We start from the raw sequence: 19033 nt of genomic DNA, 5'->3' as shown, positions 1-19033 counted from the left end.
GCAGGATATTACAGAGGTTTAGGAAATATAACTTTAATTAGATAAAATATATATAGTAAGTTCGCATATCAAGTAGATATATAACAAATATGATATTTGTATTGTTTTACCTATGCTTATTTTTTTGAGTGCAATTCAACTAATTGAAGAAATATGCCCTCAAAACAGAATAAAGGCATTGCAGTCGTAACGATTTTGAAAAATATAGGTAATCTTAGTGAAGGGTAGTGATGGCTGCTGCGATCATACCTTCCGAATTATTATACAATAAGCATAAAAAAGAAGCACCCGTGGATAGACCAAAAGGAAAGCTGATAGCCATTGGCGGAAATGAAGACAAAGGCTCATACCCCAACCCAAAGCATAAAAAGAAATATTACCTTGATTTCTTTGAGCTGGGAATATTAAAGCGTTTCCTAAGTGAGATACCTGCCCGCAATCCTACTATTGAAGTGATCACAACGGCATCGCTTATACCTGAAGAGGTAGGCGAGCGCTATGAAAGTGCATTTGCCATCCTGGGCTGTGAGAGAGTCAACATGATGCACATCCGGGAAGAGGAAGACGCCCTGAAACCTGAATACCTGAAGCGTATCCGAAAAGCGGACGGTGTCATGTTCAGCGGCGGTGATCAATCCCGGCTCACCCGCATTTTCGGCGAAACAGAGTTTCTACAGATTATCAAAGACAGGTATTGGCACGAGGACTTTATTGTCGCGGGCACCAGTGCGGGCGCCATGGCCATGTCAGAGATCATGATTAAGGGCGGCAGCTCTACTGAGGCTCTTTTACGTGGCTCCGTTAAGATGGGACATGGTTTTGGTTTGATCAGCGGTGTGATCATCGACTCGCACTTTGTGATCCGGGGCCGCTTCGGGCGACTGATGGAAGCCGTCGTGACACACCCCAAAACAGTAGGTATAGGGCTTGGAGAAGATACGGGTGTCCTGATCACAGACGGTCACATGATCGAAACCATAGGCTCCAACCTGGTGGTGGTGGTAGATGGGCACGGCGTAGAGTATACCAACATCAACGACATAGAGAACGGGCGCCCAGTGGCCATTGCCGGTATGATGATGCACGTGCTGGCCAAGGGGAATGTTTTCAACATAAACTCACGTGCCTTTTACAGGGACATGGAAGATGTTGAGAAAAACGCACTGGCTTCAGAGTCTAGCAGCAACTAACTTTTATAGATAGAGACTCTGCCCTCCTGATCTTTACTGGTTCTATAGCCGCGGTACATTCCTTCTGAGTTAAAAGGCAGGGCAAGATTGCCTTTACTATCGACTGCGATCAAGCCACCCTCGCCCCCAAAACGGACCAATTTGTTCATGACAACTTCCTCGCAGGCTTCCTGCAAGGTATAGCCTTTGTATTCTATCAGGCAGGAAACGTCGTAGGCGACCACCGCCCGAATGAAAAACTCTCCATGGCCTGTGCAGGAGATCGCACAGGTATCATTATTGGCATAAGTTCCGGAGCCGATCACCGGACTGTCTCCAATGCGGTTGTAGTTCTTGTTGGTCATACCGCCTGTGGAGGTAGCGGCGGCCAGGTCACCGTTTACATCACGGGCTACGGCACCTACAGTTCCAAATTTACGGTCCTCGGTGTGATCGAGCATGAAGATGTCAGTGTCCCGCACATCGCGCCACTGCTTGTAGCGGTGCTTGTCATAAAAGTACTCTTCCGGCTCAAAAGCGATGTCATACTTCCGGGCGAACTCCTCTGCCCCGTAGCCGCATAGGAACACATGATCAGAGTGCTCCAGTATGGCCCTGGTAAGCCGCACCGGGTTTCGGATACTGCGCACTCCTGCCACAGCCCCTGCCTCCAGGGTCTTGCCGCACATGATGGCCGCATCCATTTCATGTTTGCCTTCTTTAGTAAATACAGAGCCCCTGCCGGCGTTAAACAACGGAGAGTCTTCCAGCAGGGCAACAGCCAGTTCCACTGCATCCAGGGCGCTTCCACCCTTCTCCAGTACCTGGTAACTTTGATTCAGGGCATGTGACAGTGCGCTCTTGTAAGCTTTTTCTAAATCAGGTGTCATGGAGGCAGGTGTAATGGTGCCGGCTCCTCCATGAATGGCAATAGCTAGGTTCTGCATAGGTATTTGGTGCGTTACAGTGGTTCCTACGCCGGCAAGCGCTTCGCTGTTTTGTGTGGGCCCTATTAAGGCAATATTTTAAAGAAGCTACCTTTTTTTAGCCCCGCCGAAACCAAAGATTTTGTATATTTGTCATTAGATCAATCTATTCATTCTAAAGTTTATTTTATGTCGTTTGATATTCAAGGAAAGCTGTACGAAGTGTTTGAAGAACAGCAGGTAAGTGAAAAATTCAGAAAGCGTGAGTTCGTGTTGGAGATTCCGGATGGCTCATTCACGCAGTACTGCAAGTTCCAGCTGACACAAGACAAGTGTAACCTGATCGACAACTACAAGCAGGGCGACGAAGTGAAAGTTACCTTTAACCTGACAGGCAAGCCATTCACTAAAAATGGCCAGACCATGTACTTCACCAACCTGCAGGCTTGGCGTGTAGAGGGTGCTGCGGCAAACGGTGGTTTTGGTGCTCCGGCTGGTGCTCCGGCTCAGGAGTCAGCTGCTCCTTCTTTCTACAGTAGCGATGCAGACAACGATCTGCCATTCTAATAAATATTGCGTATAAAGAGAGCGAGCCCCGACAGGCTCGCTTTTTTTATGCTTTCTATATACTGCGCACAGCGGGTTTATTTAAAAACAGCGCATTTCATTATATCATAAGGTATAGCCGCTATACCTACAGCCATCTGACTATGGACGATTTACAGCGCCTGATCTGGCAGGGCGAAAATGATCAGGTAGACTTCAAACAACGGGTAACCCAGCCCGACAAAATTGCCCGCACAATGGTCTCCTTTGCCAATACACGCGGTGGCACCATTCTGATCGGTGTGAAAGACAATGGTTATATCGTGGGCATTGACCCGGATGAAGAAAAACATACCCTGGAATTGGCAGCTGCATTTTACTGCGATCCTCCGCTTCAATTGGCTTATGAAGAAGTAGAACTGGACGGGCATACCATTTTGAAAGTAACGGTCCCGGAAAGTGATCAGAAGCCGCATTTTGCCAAAGTGAAAGAGGATGACTGGCGCGGCTATGTGCGTGTGAATGATACGAGCGTGCAGACCAGTAAAATGGTGGAAAAGTCCATGCAAACCGAGGAGCCTTCTTTCGAGCGCATCCCGCTCGACCGGCATGAGCGTGCCGTGCTTGATTATCTGGCGCTCAACCGACGGGTTACGCTCCGGCAGTATATGAAGATTGCGAATCTTTCTGAAAGAAGGGCTTATCGAATGTTAGTGAAGCTGGTGATTCATGGGTATTTGCGGCTGCATGATAAGGAAAAGGAAGAGTATTATACTTTGAGTTAGCCTCAGTCCCTACTGCTAATGTTCAACTTCATCTCATTCCCCTTTTCATAATACTCGGTATGGGTGAGTTGGCCGGCGCGATTGTAGACTTGCCAGGTGCCGAACCAATAGTAGTGGATCACGAGCTCAGTTTCTACAACACGGGCCATCCCCTGCTTTTCCAGTTCGCCGTTGTCGTGGAATAGCTTGACCAGGAACTCCTTGGAGTTGGGTTTGTGGTATTCGATCTTACGGATGCTGCCATCCGGGTAGTAGTAGCGCCACTTGCCCCGCTCCTGCCCGTGCCTGAAACGGCCGTTGCGCAGCAGCGTGGTGTTATCGGACAGGTATAGCTTCCAGCGTCCGTGGTGACGGCCCTCTTTGTCGAAACGGTTGATCTTGAAGGGCCAGATGCCCTGCTTGGGCTTCTCTTGCGCCTGCAGTCCCTGCGGCATAGCGAGGAGCATGATTAAGAAGAAGGTATAGCAGATTTTCATACGACAGTATCTTAGGTAGTTTCGCATGGCACCAGCTTCAGTAAAAGCTGTGTACTTTGGCAAATATAAAAAATATTTCTATATCAACTAAATATTTAGTTGTACTTAAATAAACTGTAAATAGTTATGAATCAGATAACTAATTTTTAATAAATATTGCGTTTTGTAACAGAGCCTGTGCGGGTTGAGAAATAGCCTGTTTCAAAGATAGACTAAGCGCTATGTAATTGCGTAAAAAGAGTATGTTCAGCCCTTTAGCCCTTCCCTTATGCCCAAACAGACGAAGACAACCCAGGACAACACCGAAAAAATTTCCCGTACGGCCAGCAAGGTAAAAGACCCGGCTAACAAGAAACCCTCTGACACAAAAGAGAAGAAAATATTCGTACTCGATACCTCCGTCATACTATACGACCATAGTGCGGTGCAAAACTTCCAGGAGCATGATGTAGCTATCCCGATCACGGTGCTGGAAGAGCTCGACAACTTTAAGAAAGGCAACGACATCAAGAACTTTGAGGCCCGTGAGTTTATCCGCTTTATCGATAAGCTATCCTCGGAGCACATGCTACAGGAGTGGATTCCGCTCAATGGCAAGACAAAAGGCAAGTTTAAGGTGATGATGAACGGAAGCGCCAAACTGGATGCGACTAAGATCTTTGGAGACAAGAACGATCACCATATCCTGAACTCCGCCCTACATATGCAGCAGGACTTTCCTAAAAGCAAAGTGGTGCTGGTGACCAAGGACATTAACCTGCGCCTCAAAGCCCGTGCCCTCAACCTGATCGCCGAAGACTATGAAACAGGCAAGATTCAGGATGTAGCCGGCTTGTATACCGGCAGCGATACCCTCGAGGAGATTGATTCGAATGTGATCAATGACTTGTACGAGAAAGGCAACGCTGTCAGTGGCAAAGTGATCAAAGAGACTCCTCCTGACAATCATTTCTATGTCCTCAAGAGCTTCAAGAACTCGATCCTCTCCTATTATAACCCGGTGGAGGACCAGTTTGAGCGGGTTGACAAACAAACGGCCTATGGGGTGAAACCCCGCAATGCCGAGCAGACTTTTGCCATGCATGCCTTGTTAAATCCGCGCATCAAACTGGTGAGTATACAGGGTGTAGCTGGTACAGGCAAGACGCTACTTGCCCTGGCAAGTGCCCTGGAGCAGCGCCGTGACTACAAGCAGATCTACCTGGCACGCCCTATTGTGCCGCTCAGCAACAAAGACATCGGCTACCTGCCCGGCGACATCAAATCGAAGCTCAATCCTTATATGGAGCCGCTTTGGGACAACCTGAAGTATATTCAGAATCAGTATGCCGAGAACAGCAAAGAGTACCAAAAGCTAAGAGAATTGGTAGAACTGGAGAAACTGGTGATCACGCCACTGGCCTACATCAGGGGGCGCAGCCTTTCGAACATCTACTTTATTGTGGACGAAGCGCAGAACCTGACACCGCACGAAGTCAAGACAATTATATCCAGAGCAGGAGAAAATACCAAGATCGTGTTTACGGGTGATATTTACCAGATTGACACGCCTTACCTGGACTCGCAGAGCAATGGCCTCTCTTATCTGATTGACCGGGCTCGCAACCATCCCTTGTATGCCCACATCACCCTACTGAAAGGAGAGCGCTCCGAGCTTGCCAACCTGGCGAACGAACTGCTCTAGCTATACCTGAATTAAAGCAAAAGGCCGCTGCTATACCTAGCTGCGGCCTTTTCTATTAGCTAACTGTGCTTTGCTTTCTGCTTTTGCCACAGGGTCAAACAAAGCTTTGAGCGATAGCAGGCTTTGTTCTGTTTCCTGCTCGGTTTTTAATTTCTTAAAGAAGCCTCTGTATTTGTTGTAGGGGTCGTCTGCCACTTTTGCCCGTTGTTGCCATACCACCCGTGTTCCTTCTTCCAACGGTTCGAGGCTGAAGATGCCGATGGTCTCAAAATCCTCTCCTTTGGTGAGTTGCTTGTAATAAAGCTCTGTTGGCGGTGTGCTATCCGTGAAGTGTACTTTAACCATTCCCACCTTGTCACCGTTCCACTCCTGGTAGGCGCCTTTGCCAGTAAGCGGACCACCATAAAGGCGGATCATGGTTGGATCGTAGGCTTTGTTCCAGGCATTCCACTTTTCCCATTCGGTCGGGTTGTTCAGGTAGGCGAACACCTGTTCCGGTCTGGCATTGACCACAATGGAGCGCCTGACCTCGTAGGAGTCAGGAAGCAGAAATGAACCGAAGTATACTGTGGCCGAAGCTACCAGCAACGACACCAGTACGATGAGTGGCGCTTTCATATACGATGCGACATGCCTAGAGGTGTATGGGATAATTTGATGCTAAAGGTACACCAATTTAAAGGAGAAAAAACAACACAGTCAAGCAAGTTAGCAAGAATATTTTTTCTCCTGAAAACAGCCTCAGTCTGCCTGAAGCCACGGTTCATACCAATTACCGGGATGTTGCCGTATAAGGTCCAAACAAAAGACATAAACATGATTCAGGAACTCATAAATAAAGGATTCAAATTATCACAACACACTATTTTCAAAGGCTTTCTGGGCAAGGCCGGCGCCCTGGTCTCAAAACCCGTGAAACTGGGCATGCTGCTGACCACAGCTTATGGCAAATTGGTGGACGTGGAGAGCGACAAAAGCGGCTTTGCTCAGGTAAAGGAAGTCATGCAGACCTTCATCCGCCTGGTAAAGGCTTACATCAATGGCTCCTACCGGGAAGTATCCAACAAGTCGCTGCTTGCTGGTGTGGCGGTACTGCTATACCTGGTGACACCCCTTGACGTGATCCCCGACTTTATACCTGTGATCGGCTTCCTGGACGACATCAGTCTGATGGCCTGGTTCATCGATTCTTTCCAGAAAGAGATCTCCAACTTTAAAAACTGGGAAGGGAACAAGAACTTTGAGCCGACGATGGGAACGCTTTAAAGTTTAGGAGTTTGAAAGTTTAGGATTTAGGGAAGTAATTCTGTAGGGACGGGTCGAGACCTGTCCGAATAGTGCACAGGTATTTGAATATCCTGAACTGTCAACTCGATAGAATGGAGAGATCTGGATTATTTCAGTGTATGGGCACTAATCCAGATCTCTCACTAAAAGAGGGCCCCTACCCCCAGTTCGAAATGACACTAAAAATCTTAAGCAGAGCGGACTGGTCGCAACCTATTCCTACAAGATTACTTCCCTAAGTGTTAAACTCTCAAACTCCTAAATTCCCAAACCCCCAAACTCATATTTCTTCCGTATCTTGGGGGTTCAAAACCAACTTTTATAAAAACCATGATCAGTAAGCGCATTATAGCATTTTTTGCTGCAGCCTGTCTGAGTCTGGGTATAAGCAAGGCCAAGCCTGATGAAGGTATGTGGCTGCCTATGCTCCTCAAGCAGCTCAACGAAGCAGAAATGCAGAAAAAGGGCATGAAGCTCTCTGCCGAAGACATTTACAGTATCAATCAGTCGAGCCTCAAGGACGCCATCGTTTCGTTTGGCGGTTTCTGTACCGGCGAAATGATCTCTTCGGAGGGTCTTCTGCTTACCAACCACCATTGCGGCTACGGCCAGATCCAGAGCCACAGCTCAGTGGAGAAAGACTACCTGACCGAAGGCTTCTGGGCCATGAACCGCGAGCAGGAGCTTCAGAATCCGGGTCTGTTTGCCACCTTTATCGTGCGCATGGAAGACGTGACGCAGCAGATTCTGGCAGGTATACCAGCTAACGTAACAGAGGCTGAACGCGAGAAAATGGTGCAACAAAACATTGCCAGTGTACGCAAGCAGGCTACCGCAGGTACGCATTACGATGCCGTTATTCGTCCGTTCTTCTATGGCAATGAATACTACATGTATGTGACCGAGACTTTCCGCGACATCCGTCTGGTGGGTGCTCCCCCCTCCTCTATCGGCAAGTTTGGTGGCGACACCGACAACTGGATGTGGCCGCGCCATACCGGTGACTTTGCCATCTTCCGCATTTATGCCGATGAGAACAACAACCCGGCAGAATATTCTCCGAACAATAAGCCTTACAAGCCAAAGCACCACCTGCCAATTTCTCTGAGCGGTGTGCAGGAGAATGACTTCACCATGGTGTTCGGCTTCCCGGGCCGTACGAACGAGTACCTGACTTCGCATGCTATTGAGGAAATCTACGAGACCTCTAATCCGCACAAGATCAAGATCCGTGATACGAAACTGGCTGTGCTGGATAAGGACATGAAAGCCTCTGATGCCGTGCGTATACAGTATGCCGCTAAATATGCCAGTGTGGCCAATGCCTGGAAGAAGTGGATCGGTGAGAACCGTGGTCTTCGTAAGGCCAACACCATTGCCCGCAAGCAGGAGCTTGAGAAGCAGTTCACCGCTTGGGCTAATGCTGATGCCACCCGCAAGCAGACGTATGGCAACCTGATCGCCGACTTTGAAAAGAACTACAAGCAGCTGGAGGGCATCACGATCGCCCGCGACTACATCATGGAAGCTGCCTGGGGTGTGGAGCTGGTGCGCTATGCCAATGAGTTTATCAAATTAAACGAGCTGATCGAAGCAAAAGCACCGCAGCAGGAGATCAACGCCCAGCTCGACCGTCTTGAAAAAGGTGTAGCTGGTTACTTTAAGAACTACAATGCCCCGACCGATAAAAAGGTATTCGCTGCTCTAATGAGCATGTATTACGAGAACCTGGATCAGAAGCTTCATCCGTCAGCCTTCGCGATGGTGCGCTCGAAATACAAAGGCGATTTCAGCAAGTATGCCGACGAGGTATACAGCAAGTCGCTCTTCACTTCCGAAGCCGGTGTGCGTCAGGCGATTGCTGACATTAAAGCGGGCAAAGCCAATCCATTGAAAAATGACCCGGGCTTTCAGCTGGCCAGCAGCATCAACGACTACTACCGCACGAACGTGTTGCCGACTTACACCAAGGTGAATGACAACTTGAACCTGCTGTACAGAACGTATATGACTGGTTTGCGTGCCATGCAGCAGGATCGTAAGTTCTACCCGGATGCCAATTCTACCCTGCGTGTAGCTTATGGCAAAGTGGAGCCTTACGAGCCAGTGGATGGCGTGAAATACAAGTACTTTACGACTCTGGAAGGCATCATCGAAAAGGCTGCTTCTGGTGCAGCTGAAGACTACGCTATACCTGCCCGTCTGCAGGAACTGTATGACAAGAAAGACTACGGTCCTTACGGCGTGAATGGTCAGCTTCCGGTTGCCTTTATCGCTTCGAACCATACCACAGGCGGTAACTCCGGCTCCCCGGTGATCAATGCCAACGGACAGCTGATCGGAACGAACTTCGACCGCAACTGGGAAGGTACCATGAGTGACCTGACTTATAACCCGGACCAGGTACGTAACATTTCGGTGGATGTGCGCTACATGCTGTTTATCGTGGACAAGTTTGCCGGTGCAGGTCACCTGGTAAAAGAGATGACGTTGGTAAACGATAACACGTCCGGACTGTCGCAGGTAGATGCACGCCGCAGAGCGGAAGCACCTGCTAAAGCTTCACCGCTGTCTAAAAGAGAGCAGCGCAAAGCCGAGAAAGCCGCTAAAAAAGCAGCCAAGAAGAAAGAAAAAGAGGCTGCTGAAGTTGTAAACTAAACAACGGCGTACCCCCTATTTCATAGATCCCCGTCTGAATGATCAGACGGGGATTTTTTATTTGGCTATACCTGAAAGCGGGTTTCTTTACGCCTTGTTTTGCTCCATATAGGGTTGCCAGTTCACGATGAGTACCTTTTCGTCCTCAAGCAGGAAGTACCCGTAGTCGTAGCAGAAGTAGTAGGTGTTGCCACTTTTGGTGCGGTAGAGGTGGGTGAAGTGGCGGAAGTCGAAGCCTGCCAATTGGAGTACTTCGCGGCGCAGCGTGGTTTTGCCCTCAGGGCTGTGGCGCTGCAGCACAAAGCGGTTATGGCGCAGCTTTGTGTTGATTTCTTTTATCAGGCGCTCTCCCGCGTTCTGGCTCTTGCGGCTGTTTTTGGCTATAGACCTGCATTGATCGCTGCAGTAACGTTTGTCGATTCTGCCTGTGAGCTTTGCTTTACAGTTTTCACATGTTCTCTCCTGCATACATTGTTCGTTTTTATTGGGCTATACCTGGGTAAGACCGGTTTAGCCGGGTATACCCGGACTTACCCGAGTATTTTACGATTGTCTTTGGTTTAGGTACTTACTTGCAGCTGTAAAATTTATGCATGATGCAACACCCCTCTAATCAGCCTGTTATTTATCTCAATGCCCTGGAGCATGAAGGCGTCAAATACATCCGCCTGTGGCACAAGCCCAATCCTTTTATTATCAAGCGGCTAAAGGAGGCTGGCTGGATCAAGTATAGCAAGACCTACAAGTGCTTTGTGATGCACCACCGGCCGCAGAGCCTGGAGATGACTTTCGCCCATTTTCAGGGACTGGCTAAGGTGAGCACACAGTACCTGTACCGACCCAAAAGGCTCAAGCCTGGCAAGCTGGTGCCGGTACTGGCTGGCGGGCAGCAGGGCGAGCCGCTCCAAAAGCTGCCTGACATGCCGGTGGTGAAGCTGCAACCGATGCTGGTGGAGGATAACAAAACGGTGATCAGCGTTACCTTCCGCCACAGCCAGCAGGTATACGAGACCCTGCGGCACAGCAGGCTGGCCACCTGGCAGCGCGAGCCCAAGTGCTTTGCCATACCCGAGGGTGGGCAGCATATTCAGCAGCTAGCCGAGGAGCTGGAGGGCCTGGGCTGGCTTTGGCTGAGCCAGGAGCTGGTGGTGCGGGACGTGGTACTGCTGCGCAGGCTCTGGGAGCAGACCTATGCAAAGGGGGCAGGCTACATCACCTGCCCGATTGACTACCTAGAGAAGCTCTTCCTGCTGAACTACTCCCTAAACACGATCCGCACCTACCACTCGCTTTTGTTGCGCTTCCTCAACAGCCACAAAGACAAAGGTTTGGAGCAGGTCAGTACTTTTACAGAAGAGGACATCAATCAGTACCACCGGCAGATGGTTCAGGTCGGGGCCTACTCCTGCTCTTTCATCAACCAGAGCATTAATGCCGTCAAGTTCTACTACCAGCGGGTGCTGGGCCGCCACGAGGTGCAGTTAAACAATGTGGAGCGTCCCGAGAAGCCCGAGCGGCTGCCCACGGTGCTCAGCAAGGAGGAGGTTCGCAAGATACTCTCGGCCACCGACAACCTCAAGCACCGCTGCATGCTGCAGCTGCTCTACGCGGGCGGGCTTCGCATTGGCGAGGTGATCAACCTGAAGCTCACTGATGTGAAGTCGGACCGCAACCTGGTGCTGATTCGGGGTGGCAAGGGCAAAAAAGACCGAACCACCGTGCTCTCACAAAAGCTGCTGGAAAGCTTGAGGCAGTATTACAAGGAATACAAACCAAAAGAATGGCTTTTTGAGGGACAGTTCGGCGGCCAGTACACGGCAGACAGCTTGCGCAACGTGTTTCAGGCCTGCCGCAAAAAGGCTGGCGTGAAGACTAATGCCACCCCGCACACCCTACGCCACTCCTTTGCCACACACTTGCTGGAGCAGGGCACAGATCTGCGCTACATCCAGACCCTGCTTGGGCACAGGAACAGCAAGACCACCGAAGTGTACACCCATGTAACCACCTACGCCTTGGATAAAATTGTGAGTCCGCTTGACAATCTGTAGAAATAAGCTATATTAGTGTTACGCTATGAAAGAGATGAAAACGAAAGGCCCCCACTTTGCGAAACCAGCTATAAAATGGGCAAATAGTACTCCAGTCATAGTGCAGATAGTGGGAGTAGGTACTCCTGCTAGCAGGTAGTTACAAGCAATTTGAATGATAGATGGAAATCTAAAATACGAAGCAAGATTAGAAAAGAAGCTTGATAGCTTTTCAGGAAGGTATATGAATAATTCTAAATGGACGAAACTGTTTAGAATTTTATCTCAACATGATGAAGTAGTAAAAAAGTGCCTCATAAAAGACGTATGGGATAATGTATTGCGTGAACTAAGAATACCTCCCGTTGACGAATATCCAGTAGTATTCAATGAAAAGGGCATAAACGATATAATGACTGGTGGGCCTTCATCTTTTAAGGAAATTGAATGGGTTGAGTTTCCAAGCAATTGGACGGTAAACAGGCCGATGGGGCAGCAGATGTTGGAACCGTTAACTTACTATCAGGATTTATCAGAAATAAGCAATAAAATAGCTGGAATCGGTGAGCTTGAAATCGAATCGACACCAGAGAAATTGATAGTATACGGTTACAAATAAAAAGAAAAACAGCTTGTAACAAGGTGCAGCTCTTATGCTTGGCTACGCCTCGCCCATCGGCTGCACGAGTAACGTTACCATTCATATTAATTTATAAATTCCTTTGCAGATTACAGAAGAAAGATTACAAACTAAAGGAAACTTAGGCAAGCGGTTTTTCGCAGGTTTTGTAGATTACTTAATGATTTTCGCCTTTGATATTGCATATGTTTTTGCGATAGGAACGCCCAATGAAGAAGGTGGGCACAGTGTAAGTGGCTTGCCCGCATTAGTTCCTATTTTGTTTTGGTGTATAATGACTGTAGGTATGGAACAATTACTTGGGGCAACCTTAGGCAATATACTGGTTGACCTGAAACCTGTGTCAATTCGTGGGTATATACAAAAACCGACTTTAGGACAGTCTTTTAAAAGGCATCTTCTTGACCCAATCGACATGTTTTTCTTCGGGTTAATAGGGATTATAACTATTAGAAATACAGAACGGAATCAACGATTAGGTGACCTTTGGGCGCAAACAGTAGTCGTTGACACACGTCCTAAAAAGAACATCGTATGGTAACCCTGCACAGGCTTTAGTTTCGGCTATGCCTCACCAGAGCCTGTACCAACCGTTAGGCTACATACTAAATAAATTTAATATGAATGTAGAACCATTTGGAAATCTTAGTTACCGTCGCAGGGAGAAAGAATGGTTCGGAAATGTTGACAATATTTCACCAGAAAATAAAGTCGAATTAGGCATAATGGTTGACGATGACCAACAAGACATCTCTGATAAAATTATTCTTATCGAACAGCTTGCTCGTGACTATGATGTGATTATGGAGAAGTTGTATCAATTAGCTCACCTCAAGTATAAAGATACAAAATGGGAGAAACCCCTGAATGAAATAAAGAAAATGTACTTCTTGACAGGAGTAGAAATAAAAAGCGATAACAAAACTTGGTGGTTGGTGTTAGAGCCTAATTTTAATGTTAAATCTAGCTATAACCACTTTCTGCGGTTTACAATGGTTGACCGTGAAATTGTGTGGGCAAACTTTGATATCAATACAACAGCCTAACAAAATATATACTTCATGCTTCGGCTAAAGCCTCGCAAGTAGCATATACAAGTACCGTTAGCCTTTATTAAATGAAATTACTATTACGTGATTATCTTGAAAACATTCCTTCCAATATCTCATGGAAGAAAGTTTTGTTACTGTTGATTATAATACAGATTAACAGTTTTGTTCTTGTGAATTTTTTCATTCCTTCTCTGTTTAGTGAAGAAATTAGAATATGGACAGGTGGAATTATTACTCCTGGTCAGGTTGCTTTTCTGTACTCAATATTATTTTATTCGGCTTTGTTCAAGCTTTACGGAGTATCAGTTTTAAATAGCAACATATACAGAAACAATTCAAATGCTGTTATCGTGATTCTAACCGCAACAGTATGTTTATTTTTATTATTGCTCCCTCAGTATGTATATACCACTCAGGGAGATGTGTTAATCCTTTTTGGGCACTTCCTTGAGCTTCTTTTCGGAGCTGTCTTTGAAGAACTTGTTTTTAGGTTTTTTCTCTTGGCTGCTTTCATTCAACTGTTTAAAAAGTCATTCGGATCAGGTTCTGTTTGGCTCTCTGTTATCATTTCATCTTTAATTTTCTCTTGTGGACATATCTTTGATCATATAAGGCAGGGGCAAGTTTATATAGAATTCTATATCTGGGCATTTTCAATTGGAATTCTTCTTTCATGGATCTATATTTTATTTAATAATATAGTTCTGGTTATTCTGTTGCATCTATTTCTGAATCTGATTGTCCTATTTTTGCCATTGGTACAGCAGGGCGTGATTTTAGGCGAGTTTATTTGGTACTTAGTTGCATTCTCATTGGTAATCTTCGGTAACAGAATAATAAAAATAACAAGGGCTAACAATGCACAGGCTTAAGTCTCGGCTACGCCTTGTCCATAGCCTGTACTAGACCGTTACATACAATAATAAATATTAAAAGTGACCATAGAGGAGCTAAGAAATAAGATTGTAGAGATTGAAGTTACTCAGACTACTTTTGTTCAGTTAAAAGCGGACGGACAATCTTTTAAGGTGAACTTCTTCAATAAAAAAGAATTCAACTTAAGGAAAGGAACAACTGGGGAACTTCAATATTATGAAGAACATCCTTTACTTATAGACTTCAATGAAAGTCTGGAATCCACCTATGTAAGTTCAAAAGCTGAGAATGTTGAATTGGTTGCTAACGAGGTGAGGAAAGCAATTGATGATGTCACCTTAGGCTGGCACCCATGGACTTCTTACTTGGTGAACAGAAATGCTCAATATGGCTACCAAATATTTATGAATAACCTAACGACTGGAAGCGGCAAAATCTTGGAAGCACCGCCAAAAATAACAAAGAAAGTTGTGGAAGTATTGAACAAACACTCAATTAATACCAACACACTAGACTCTAAGCCATATGTAGGGAAAAAGAGTAAAGCCTTACTTATAGGCAATAATTATGTTATAGCAGAGAATTTTGCTGTGGTTGAACAATAAAAATACAGCATGTAACACGGCACAGGCTCCATCCTCGGCTACGCCTCACCCGCAGCCTGTACAAAACGTTACAAGCAATTTGAATGATAGATGGAAATCTAAAATACGAAGCAAGATTAGAAAAGAAGCTTGATAGCTTTTCAGGAAGGTATATGAATAATTCTAAATGGACGAAACTGTTTAGAATTTTATCTCAACATGATGAAGTAGTAAAAAAGTGCCTCATAAAAGACGTATGGGATAATGTATTGCGTGAACTAAGAATACCTCCCGTTGACGAATATCCAGTAGTATTCAATGAAAAGGGCATAAACGATATAATGACTGGTGGGCCTTCATCTTTTAAGGAAATTGAATGGGTTGAGTTTCCAAGCAATTGGACGGTAAACAGGCCGATGGGGCAGCAGATGTTGGAACCGTTAACTTACTATCAGGATTTATCAGAAATAAGCAATAAAATAGCTGGAATCGGTGAGCTTGAAATCGAATCGACACCAGAGAAATTGATAGTATACGGTTACAAATAAAAAGAAAAACAGCTTGTAACAAGGTGCAGCTCTTATGCTTGGCTACGCCTCGCCCATCGGCTGCACGAGTAACGTTGGCAAATAATTAAAGTATGAAAGAACAAAACAGAATAACTGTAAATGATATCGACCAGATAATACGGCAAAATAACTGGTTTGACTTTCAAGTTCTTGAATACAATGGACGGAGCCTAAGTATAGCTGGTGGAACAGACCTAACAGTTAATCATAGTTTGGAAATAGTTTTTGAGGATGTGTTTTATGCTTCTGTATACTTTGAGGGTTGGCATACAAACACTAAAGATGTTGTAATTGAAGTTCCAAGCAGAGAGATTGAAATGGAGTTGAATAAAAAGTTGGAGATAGAGCAAGGTTATCAATTATTCATAGTACATCCAGAAGATTACAACAATAAAATTTATATCGCTGCCAAATCAATATATTATAAGTCATGCAATAGCTGAAATTGATTGAGGTTGAGCAGAAGAAAAATCATTTGCCAACAAAGTATATACCTCATGCTTCGGCATAAGCCTAGCAAGTCGTCTATACAAGCACGTTGGCAGCAATTGTAATCAAAGAAAATGGAATTAGAAGACTCGCTTTCAAATTATGTGCTGGGTGATGGGCAAATCATTTCCATCGAAGCAAATCTTAATTATCAAGAAAGAAGCAAGTCAACCGCAACAGTAGAATTGATTATAAGAAAGTCAGCAGAAAAGAAGAAGCTTGAAAAATGTAGAGTTAAACTGCGGTTTGAGCAGGTGTTAGAAGTAGGTATAAATGAAGATATGGATGGTGACTATTACTCTGACATAGTTCTTGTAAAACAAGAAAATGGTTCTTACTATTTGTCTCTAGACCCTTATGGAAACACTGGTGAGCCTCATGAAGATGATAACTTGGTCATCATTGCTAAAACATTTACTTTAGAAGAGATAGAATAACTCCAGCCAACACAGTTTATACCCTATGCTTCGGCTGATGGCCTCGCACAAGGTATACACGAGTAACGTTGGCAGTAATAAAAATCATAGAAGAAATGGTTATAGCTGATAAAGACGAAATCTACGCACTTCAAAAGTTACTGGCGAAGGTCAAGTTCTCTGACCAAATAGACAGCTATGACTTAAATGAATTTGCTGGCAGCCCACTTATAACAAGTCTTCTGATAAAGGCGAGAGAAGAAGTAATTAAAAACTTCAAGGAAGAAGGGCGTGCTGATGTAGTTGAAGACTGGTTAAAAAGGTCAGTTTATAAGTTTGATAGCATTACAGGAAAAGCAATAGCAAATCGACTAAAGCATCTCTCTGACTCAACACTTAGCACATTAGCAGGCTGGAGCAGAGATAAAGTAAGAGACTATGCTGTCGGGTTGATCGAACCTTTGGAATATGAAAATAGCGAAGTTGATAAACTGGTTGATTACATATATCAAATTACTAAAGAAAATTAAAAATTCCTTCTGCCAACAAAGTTCATAATTTAGGTTCGGCTACGCCTCCCCACATTATGCACGAGTAACGTTACCACATATTTACAATAAACCGAGAATTAAAATATAAAATTATTAAATGGAAGTACCTTTTAGCTTTTTCTCCAAACTTATGAATAGTATCCTAAAATATAATATACTTATATTAAGTTTGATTAGCCTTTTTTCCTGTGAAAAAGAAACTGATATTAAAAAAGTTGAAAAAGAAGAAATATTCTTTTCTGATAAAATTACCAATATTAATTCAGTAACTATTAAAGATAATAATTTCATATTAGTAGACGGAGATCAAGGATGGAATCTTAACTTCACATTACTTGATGATAAAATGAATGTTATTCATCATAATGTTACTAACTTTTCAGTTTGGGATAAAATATACCATCCTTTTCCAAACATTGAAGTGATTATGCATCCTGGGGATTATACTTCGTCGCCCGTTGGAACATATTTTAGTTTTGACAATGGTAAATCATTTCAGCAAGATTACACATTAGACCCGGTATTTGGAGATTGGTGGATTGGATATATACCTATTAATGAAAAATCATATTTCTTACATGCAGGTTCAAACTGGGATGAATCAAAAATTGTTAGGACTGAAAATGGGACTGCGATTTCAGGTTTTAATAAAGTACTAAATGGCTACAGTATTTTGAGTGGCTTTTTTAACAATGGAAAACTCCATGTAATTGCAAACGAAGTAAATAACACTCAACCTTCAGATGATGATAAAATATATTATTTTAACTCATCAGACATGGGGCAGACTTGGAATAATAAATATTATCTTGGATCCTTAGGACATAAAGGAATACAGTTTACTGAAATAGAGGATAATGCAATTGCTTTACATAAGCCTAATTTAAATTACAGTATTATAAGCCATGATAATGGCCAGACTTGGCAAAAAATTACTTTTCCTATAAAGTTAAAGGATGTGACTTTTATTAGTAAATCAAATGGATTTGGAGTAATGGATAACCTCTTTTATGAAACTAGTAACAGTGGCCTTTCCTGGAAATTAAAATCTACTCTCAAATATAAAGTATCTAAAATAAATTTCAAAGATAAGTCCGTAGGAGTAATTTATTCTGATACTTTAATTGGTTATACAAGTAATGGTGGAATAAATTGGAGGTATATTACTAAGTCTCCCAATTAATTTTTTGTAAAATGATTCCAAAAATCAAATTAGTAAGCTTTGGTTTACATTAAAAACGTGTGGTAACAACACCTATACGGCAGCTCTGCCACCGCATAGCCCAACCGTTAATAGGAAATGATAAAAGAGAAAGTGAGAATAGAATCTGAAGATCATAGAAGTCTTGTAGTAACGCTTAAAAGAGAAGCGAACTACTTGATTCTATTTCTTACTGGGGCTTGGTCGCTTGTTTGGGCTGGCATTACATTGACGATACTTTATGGCTTAGCTACCAATCCAGAAAAAATAGACGGTGAGCTAATCATTTTCACAACTCTAATTATACTGGCAGGAGTGTTTGTACTCAAATACTTCTTATGGCACCTAAATGGAAAAGAAAGAATTGAATTAGATGCTCAGGAGCTAACAGTTCAAAAGCTTGGCACAATCCTGACTTCTAAAAGAAAGTATGAATTAAGCCAAATAGACAATTTCAGAGTGGTGACAAAACAAACGTCCCCTTTAATATTCAGAATGTATGGGATTACTGGCGGACAAATACAGTTTGGGTATTATGGAAACAACAAAGTTTTTGGTCAAACTCTAAGTAAAAAGGAAGCAGAGAACTTAGTCAATATTCTAAATGAAAAACTACTTAGCTCAACAAGAGCTAAAAAGAACCAAGGCTCATTTTAGCCAAGACGTTGGCATTAACTCAATACATAAAGAAATGGAATTTGAGAGTAATTGGAAATCTAAAACTTTGGAAAATCTTGAGAAGGACTACTGGGGAAAGCTAAAAGAAGAAAGCCATACAGTTACTCGCTGCCATTAATTAAGAAAAGTCCCATTAGACCAATTCAGTATTGAAGATTTAAGAATCATGATTAGCCAGGGAATTGGATTGAAATATCTCTTGCCCTTAGCCATTGAAGAGTTGAAAAAGGACATATTGGCTGAAGGTGACTTGTTCGAAGGAGACTTATTAGAAGGAGTTAGAAAGATAAAAACTGTATTCTGGGTTGAACATCCAGAGTATGAAGAACAGGTTAACAGTTTAATAGCTCGAAACGCTCAATTATTGAAAGCCGAAGGTTTAAGTAATAAACCAATTAACGATTAGAAGAGCACAT

At 44.1% G+C, this 19033-nt stretch carries 22 protein-coding genes and 1 pseudogene; 19 read left to right on the top strand and 4 right to left on the bottom strand.

Annotated features, from left to right (window positions below; all coding sequences use genetic code 11):
• The first annotated feature begins 290 nt into the window (after positions 1–290).
• Entirely contained in the window at positions 291–1190 is a 900-nt protein-coding gene (locus AC5FX6_RS04000; RefSeq protein WP_493595735.1) for a cyanophycinase, read from the top strand.
• Here AC5FX6_RS04000 and AC5FX6_RS03995 read toward each other — a convergent pair.
• Positions 1187–2116: an isoaspartyl peptidase/L-asparaginase family protein gene (locus AC5FX6_RS03995; protein ID WP_493595734.1), complete on the bottom strand. Its 930-nt coding sequence runs from the start codon at positions 2114–2116 to the stop codon at positions 1187–1189. The genes AC5FX6_RS04000 and AC5FX6_RS03995 overlap by 4 nt on opposite strands.
• Before the next feature lie 168 nt (positions 2117–2284).
• Between AC5FX6_RS03995 and AC5FX6_RS03990 the strand changes: the two genes are divergently transcribed.
• Positions 2285–2662 (top strand): DUF3127 domain-containing protein, encoded by a 378-nt coding sequence (locus AC5FX6_RS03990; protein ID WP_007660095.1) that lies wholly within the window; start codon positions 2285–2287, stop codon positions 2660–2662.
• 143 nt (positions 2663–2805) lie between these two features.
• Complete coding sequence (locus AC5FX6_RS03985; RefSeq protein WP_493595733.1) at positions 2806–3426, top strand: AlbA family DNA-binding domain-containing protein; 621 nt, start codon at positions 2806–2808, stop codon at positions 3424–3426.
• A gap of 2 nt (positions 3427–3428) precedes the next feature.
• Here AC5FX6_RS03985 and AC5FX6_RS03980 read toward each other — a convergent pair whose 3' ends face one another.
• Positions 3429–3902, bottom strand: a complete 474-nt coding sequence (locus AC5FX6_RS03980) for a toxin-antitoxin system YwqK family antitoxin (RefSeq protein ID WP_493595732.1) — start codon at positions 3900–3902, stop codon at positions 3429–3431.
• A gap of 268 nt (positions 3903–4170) precedes the next feature.
• Between AC5FX6_RS03980 and AC5FX6_RS03975 the strand changes: the two genes are divergently transcribed.
• The gene (locus tag AC5FX6_RS03975; RefSeq protein WP_493595731.1) at positions 4171–5586 is read left to right on the top strand and encodes a PhoH family protein; all 1416 of its coding nucleotides are present in this window, start codon (positions 4171–4173) and stop codon (positions 5584–5586) included.
• A gap of 36 nt (positions 5587–5622) precedes the next feature.
• Here the strand turns inward: AC5FX6_RS03975 and AC5FX6_RS03970 are convergent, their stop codons facing one another.
• A complete protein-coding gene (locus AC5FX6_RS03970) occupies positions 5623–6204 on the bottom strand; it encodes an SRPBCC family protein (RefSeq protein WP_493595730.1) in 582 nt (193 codons plus the stop codon).
• A gap of 198 nt (positions 6205–6402) precedes the next feature.
• Between AC5FX6_RS03970 and AC5FX6_RS03965 the strand changes: the two genes are divergently transcribed.
• Complete coding sequence (locus AC5FX6_RS03965; RefSeq protein WP_493595729.1) at positions 6403–6852, top strand: YkvA family protein; 450 nt, start codon at positions 6403–6405, stop codon at positions 6850–6852.
• Positions 6853–7203: 351 nt separating this feature from the next.
• Positions 7204–9531 carry a S46 family peptidase gene (locus AC5FX6_RS03960; RefSeq protein WP_493595728.1) on the top strand — a complete coding sequence of 776 codons (2328 nt, stop codon included), beginning with the start codon at positions 7204–7206 and terminating at the stop codon, positions 9529–9531.
• 87 nt (positions 9532–9618) lie between these two features.
• On the opposite strand, the gene AC5FX6_RS03955 is transcribed toward AC5FX6_RS03960, so the two are convergent.
• Positions 9619–9999: a hypothetical protein gene (locus AC5FX6_RS03955; RefSeq protein ID WP_493595727.1), complete on the bottom strand. Its 381-nt coding sequence runs from the start codon at positions 9997–9999 to the stop codon at positions 9619–9621.
• 125 nt (positions 10000–10124) lie between these two features.
• On the opposite strand from AC5FX6_RS03955, the gene AC5FX6_RS03950 reads away from it, so the two are divergent.
• From AC5FX6_RS03950 to AC5FX6_RS03890, 13 genes and pseudogenes are all read left to right on the top strand, one after another.
• On the top strand, positions 10125–11582 hold the full coding sequence (locus AC5FX6_RS03950) for a tyrosine-type recombinase/integrase (protein ID WP_493595726.1): 1458 nt from the start codon (positions 10125–10127) through the stop codon (positions 11580–11582).
• A gap of 154 nt (positions 11583–11736) precedes the next feature.
• Positions 11737–12180 (top strand): hypothetical protein, encoded by a 444-nt coding sequence (locus AC5FX6_RS03945; RefSeq protein ID WP_493595721.1) that lies wholly within the window; start codon positions 11737–11739, stop codon positions 12178–12180.
• A 103-nt stretch (positions 12181–12283) separates the two neighbouring features.
• Positions 12284–12742, top strand: coding sequence for an RDD family protein (locus tag AC5FX6_RS03940; RefSeq protein WP_493595725.1), 459 nt, complete (start codon positions 12284–12286; stop codon positions 12740–12742).
• A gap of 79 nt (positions 12743–12821) precedes the next feature.
• A complete protein-coding gene (locus AC5FX6_RS03935) occupies positions 12822–13247 on the top strand; it encodes a hypothetical protein (RefSeq protein ID WP_493595724.1) in 426 nt (141 codons plus the stop codon).
• Between the two features lie 71 nt (positions 13248–13318).
• The gene (locus AC5FX6_RS03930; protein ID WP_493595723.1) at positions 13319–14125 is read left to right on the top strand and encodes a CPBP family intramembrane glutamic endopeptidase; all 807 of its coding nucleotides are present in this window, start codon (positions 13319–13321) and stop codon (positions 14123–14125) included.
• A gap of 63 nt (positions 14126–14188) precedes the next feature.
• Positions 14189–14734 (top strand): hypothetical protein, encoded by a 546-nt coding sequence (locus AC5FX6_RS03925; protein ID WP_493595722.1) that lies wholly within the window; start codon positions 14189–14191, stop codon positions 14732–14734.
• A gap of 83 nt (positions 14735–14817) precedes the next feature.
• Positions 14818–15261, top strand: a complete 444-nt coding sequence (locus tag AC5FX6_RS03920; protein ID WP_493595721.1) for a hypothetical protein — start codon at positions 14818–14820, stop codon at positions 15259–15261.
• Between the two features lie 92 nt (positions 15262–15353).
• Positions 15354–15725 (top strand): hypothetical protein, encoded by a 372-nt coding sequence (locus AC5FX6_RS03915; RefSeq protein ID WP_493595720.1) that lies wholly within the window; start codon positions 15354–15356, stop codon positions 15723–15725.
• A 120-nt stretch (positions 15726–15845) separates the two neighbouring features.
• Entirely contained in the window at positions 15846–16208 is a 363-nt protein-coding gene (locus AC5FX6_RS03910; protein WP_493595719.1) for a hypothetical protein, read from the top strand.
• Positions 16209–16276: 68 nt separating this feature from the next.
• Positions 16277–16717, top strand: a complete 441-nt coding sequence (locus tag AC5FX6_RS03905; RefSeq protein ID WP_493595718.1) for a hypothetical protein — start codon at positions 16277–16279, stop codon at positions 16715–16717.
• Positions 16718–16835: 118 nt separating this feature from the next.
• Positions 16836–17921 carry a WD40/YVTN/BNR-like repeat-containing protein gene (locus AC5FX6_RS03900; protein WP_493595717.1) on the top strand — a complete coding sequence of 362 codons (1086 nt, stop codon included), beginning with the start codon at positions 16836–16838 and terminating at the stop codon, positions 17919–17921.
• A gap of 117 nt (positions 17922–18038) precedes the next feature.
• Complete coding sequence (locus AC5FX6_RS03895; RefSeq protein WP_493595716.1) at positions 18039–18596, top strand: hypothetical protein; 558 nt, start codon at positions 18039–18041, stop codon at positions 18594–18596.
• 151 nt (positions 18597–18747) lie between these two features.
• Positions 18748–19023 (top strand): annotated as a pseudogene (locus tag AC5FX6_RS03890) (contact-dependent growth inhibition system immunity protein); the annotation flags it as partial.
• Positions 19024–19033 lie beyond the last annotated feature (10 nt).

It is taken from the genome of Pontibacter sp. LHS2, from assembly GCF_058932845.1.
The sequence above is the reverse complement of the archived record's forward strand: the minus strand, read 5'-3'. Positions and strand labels throughout refer to the sequence as shown.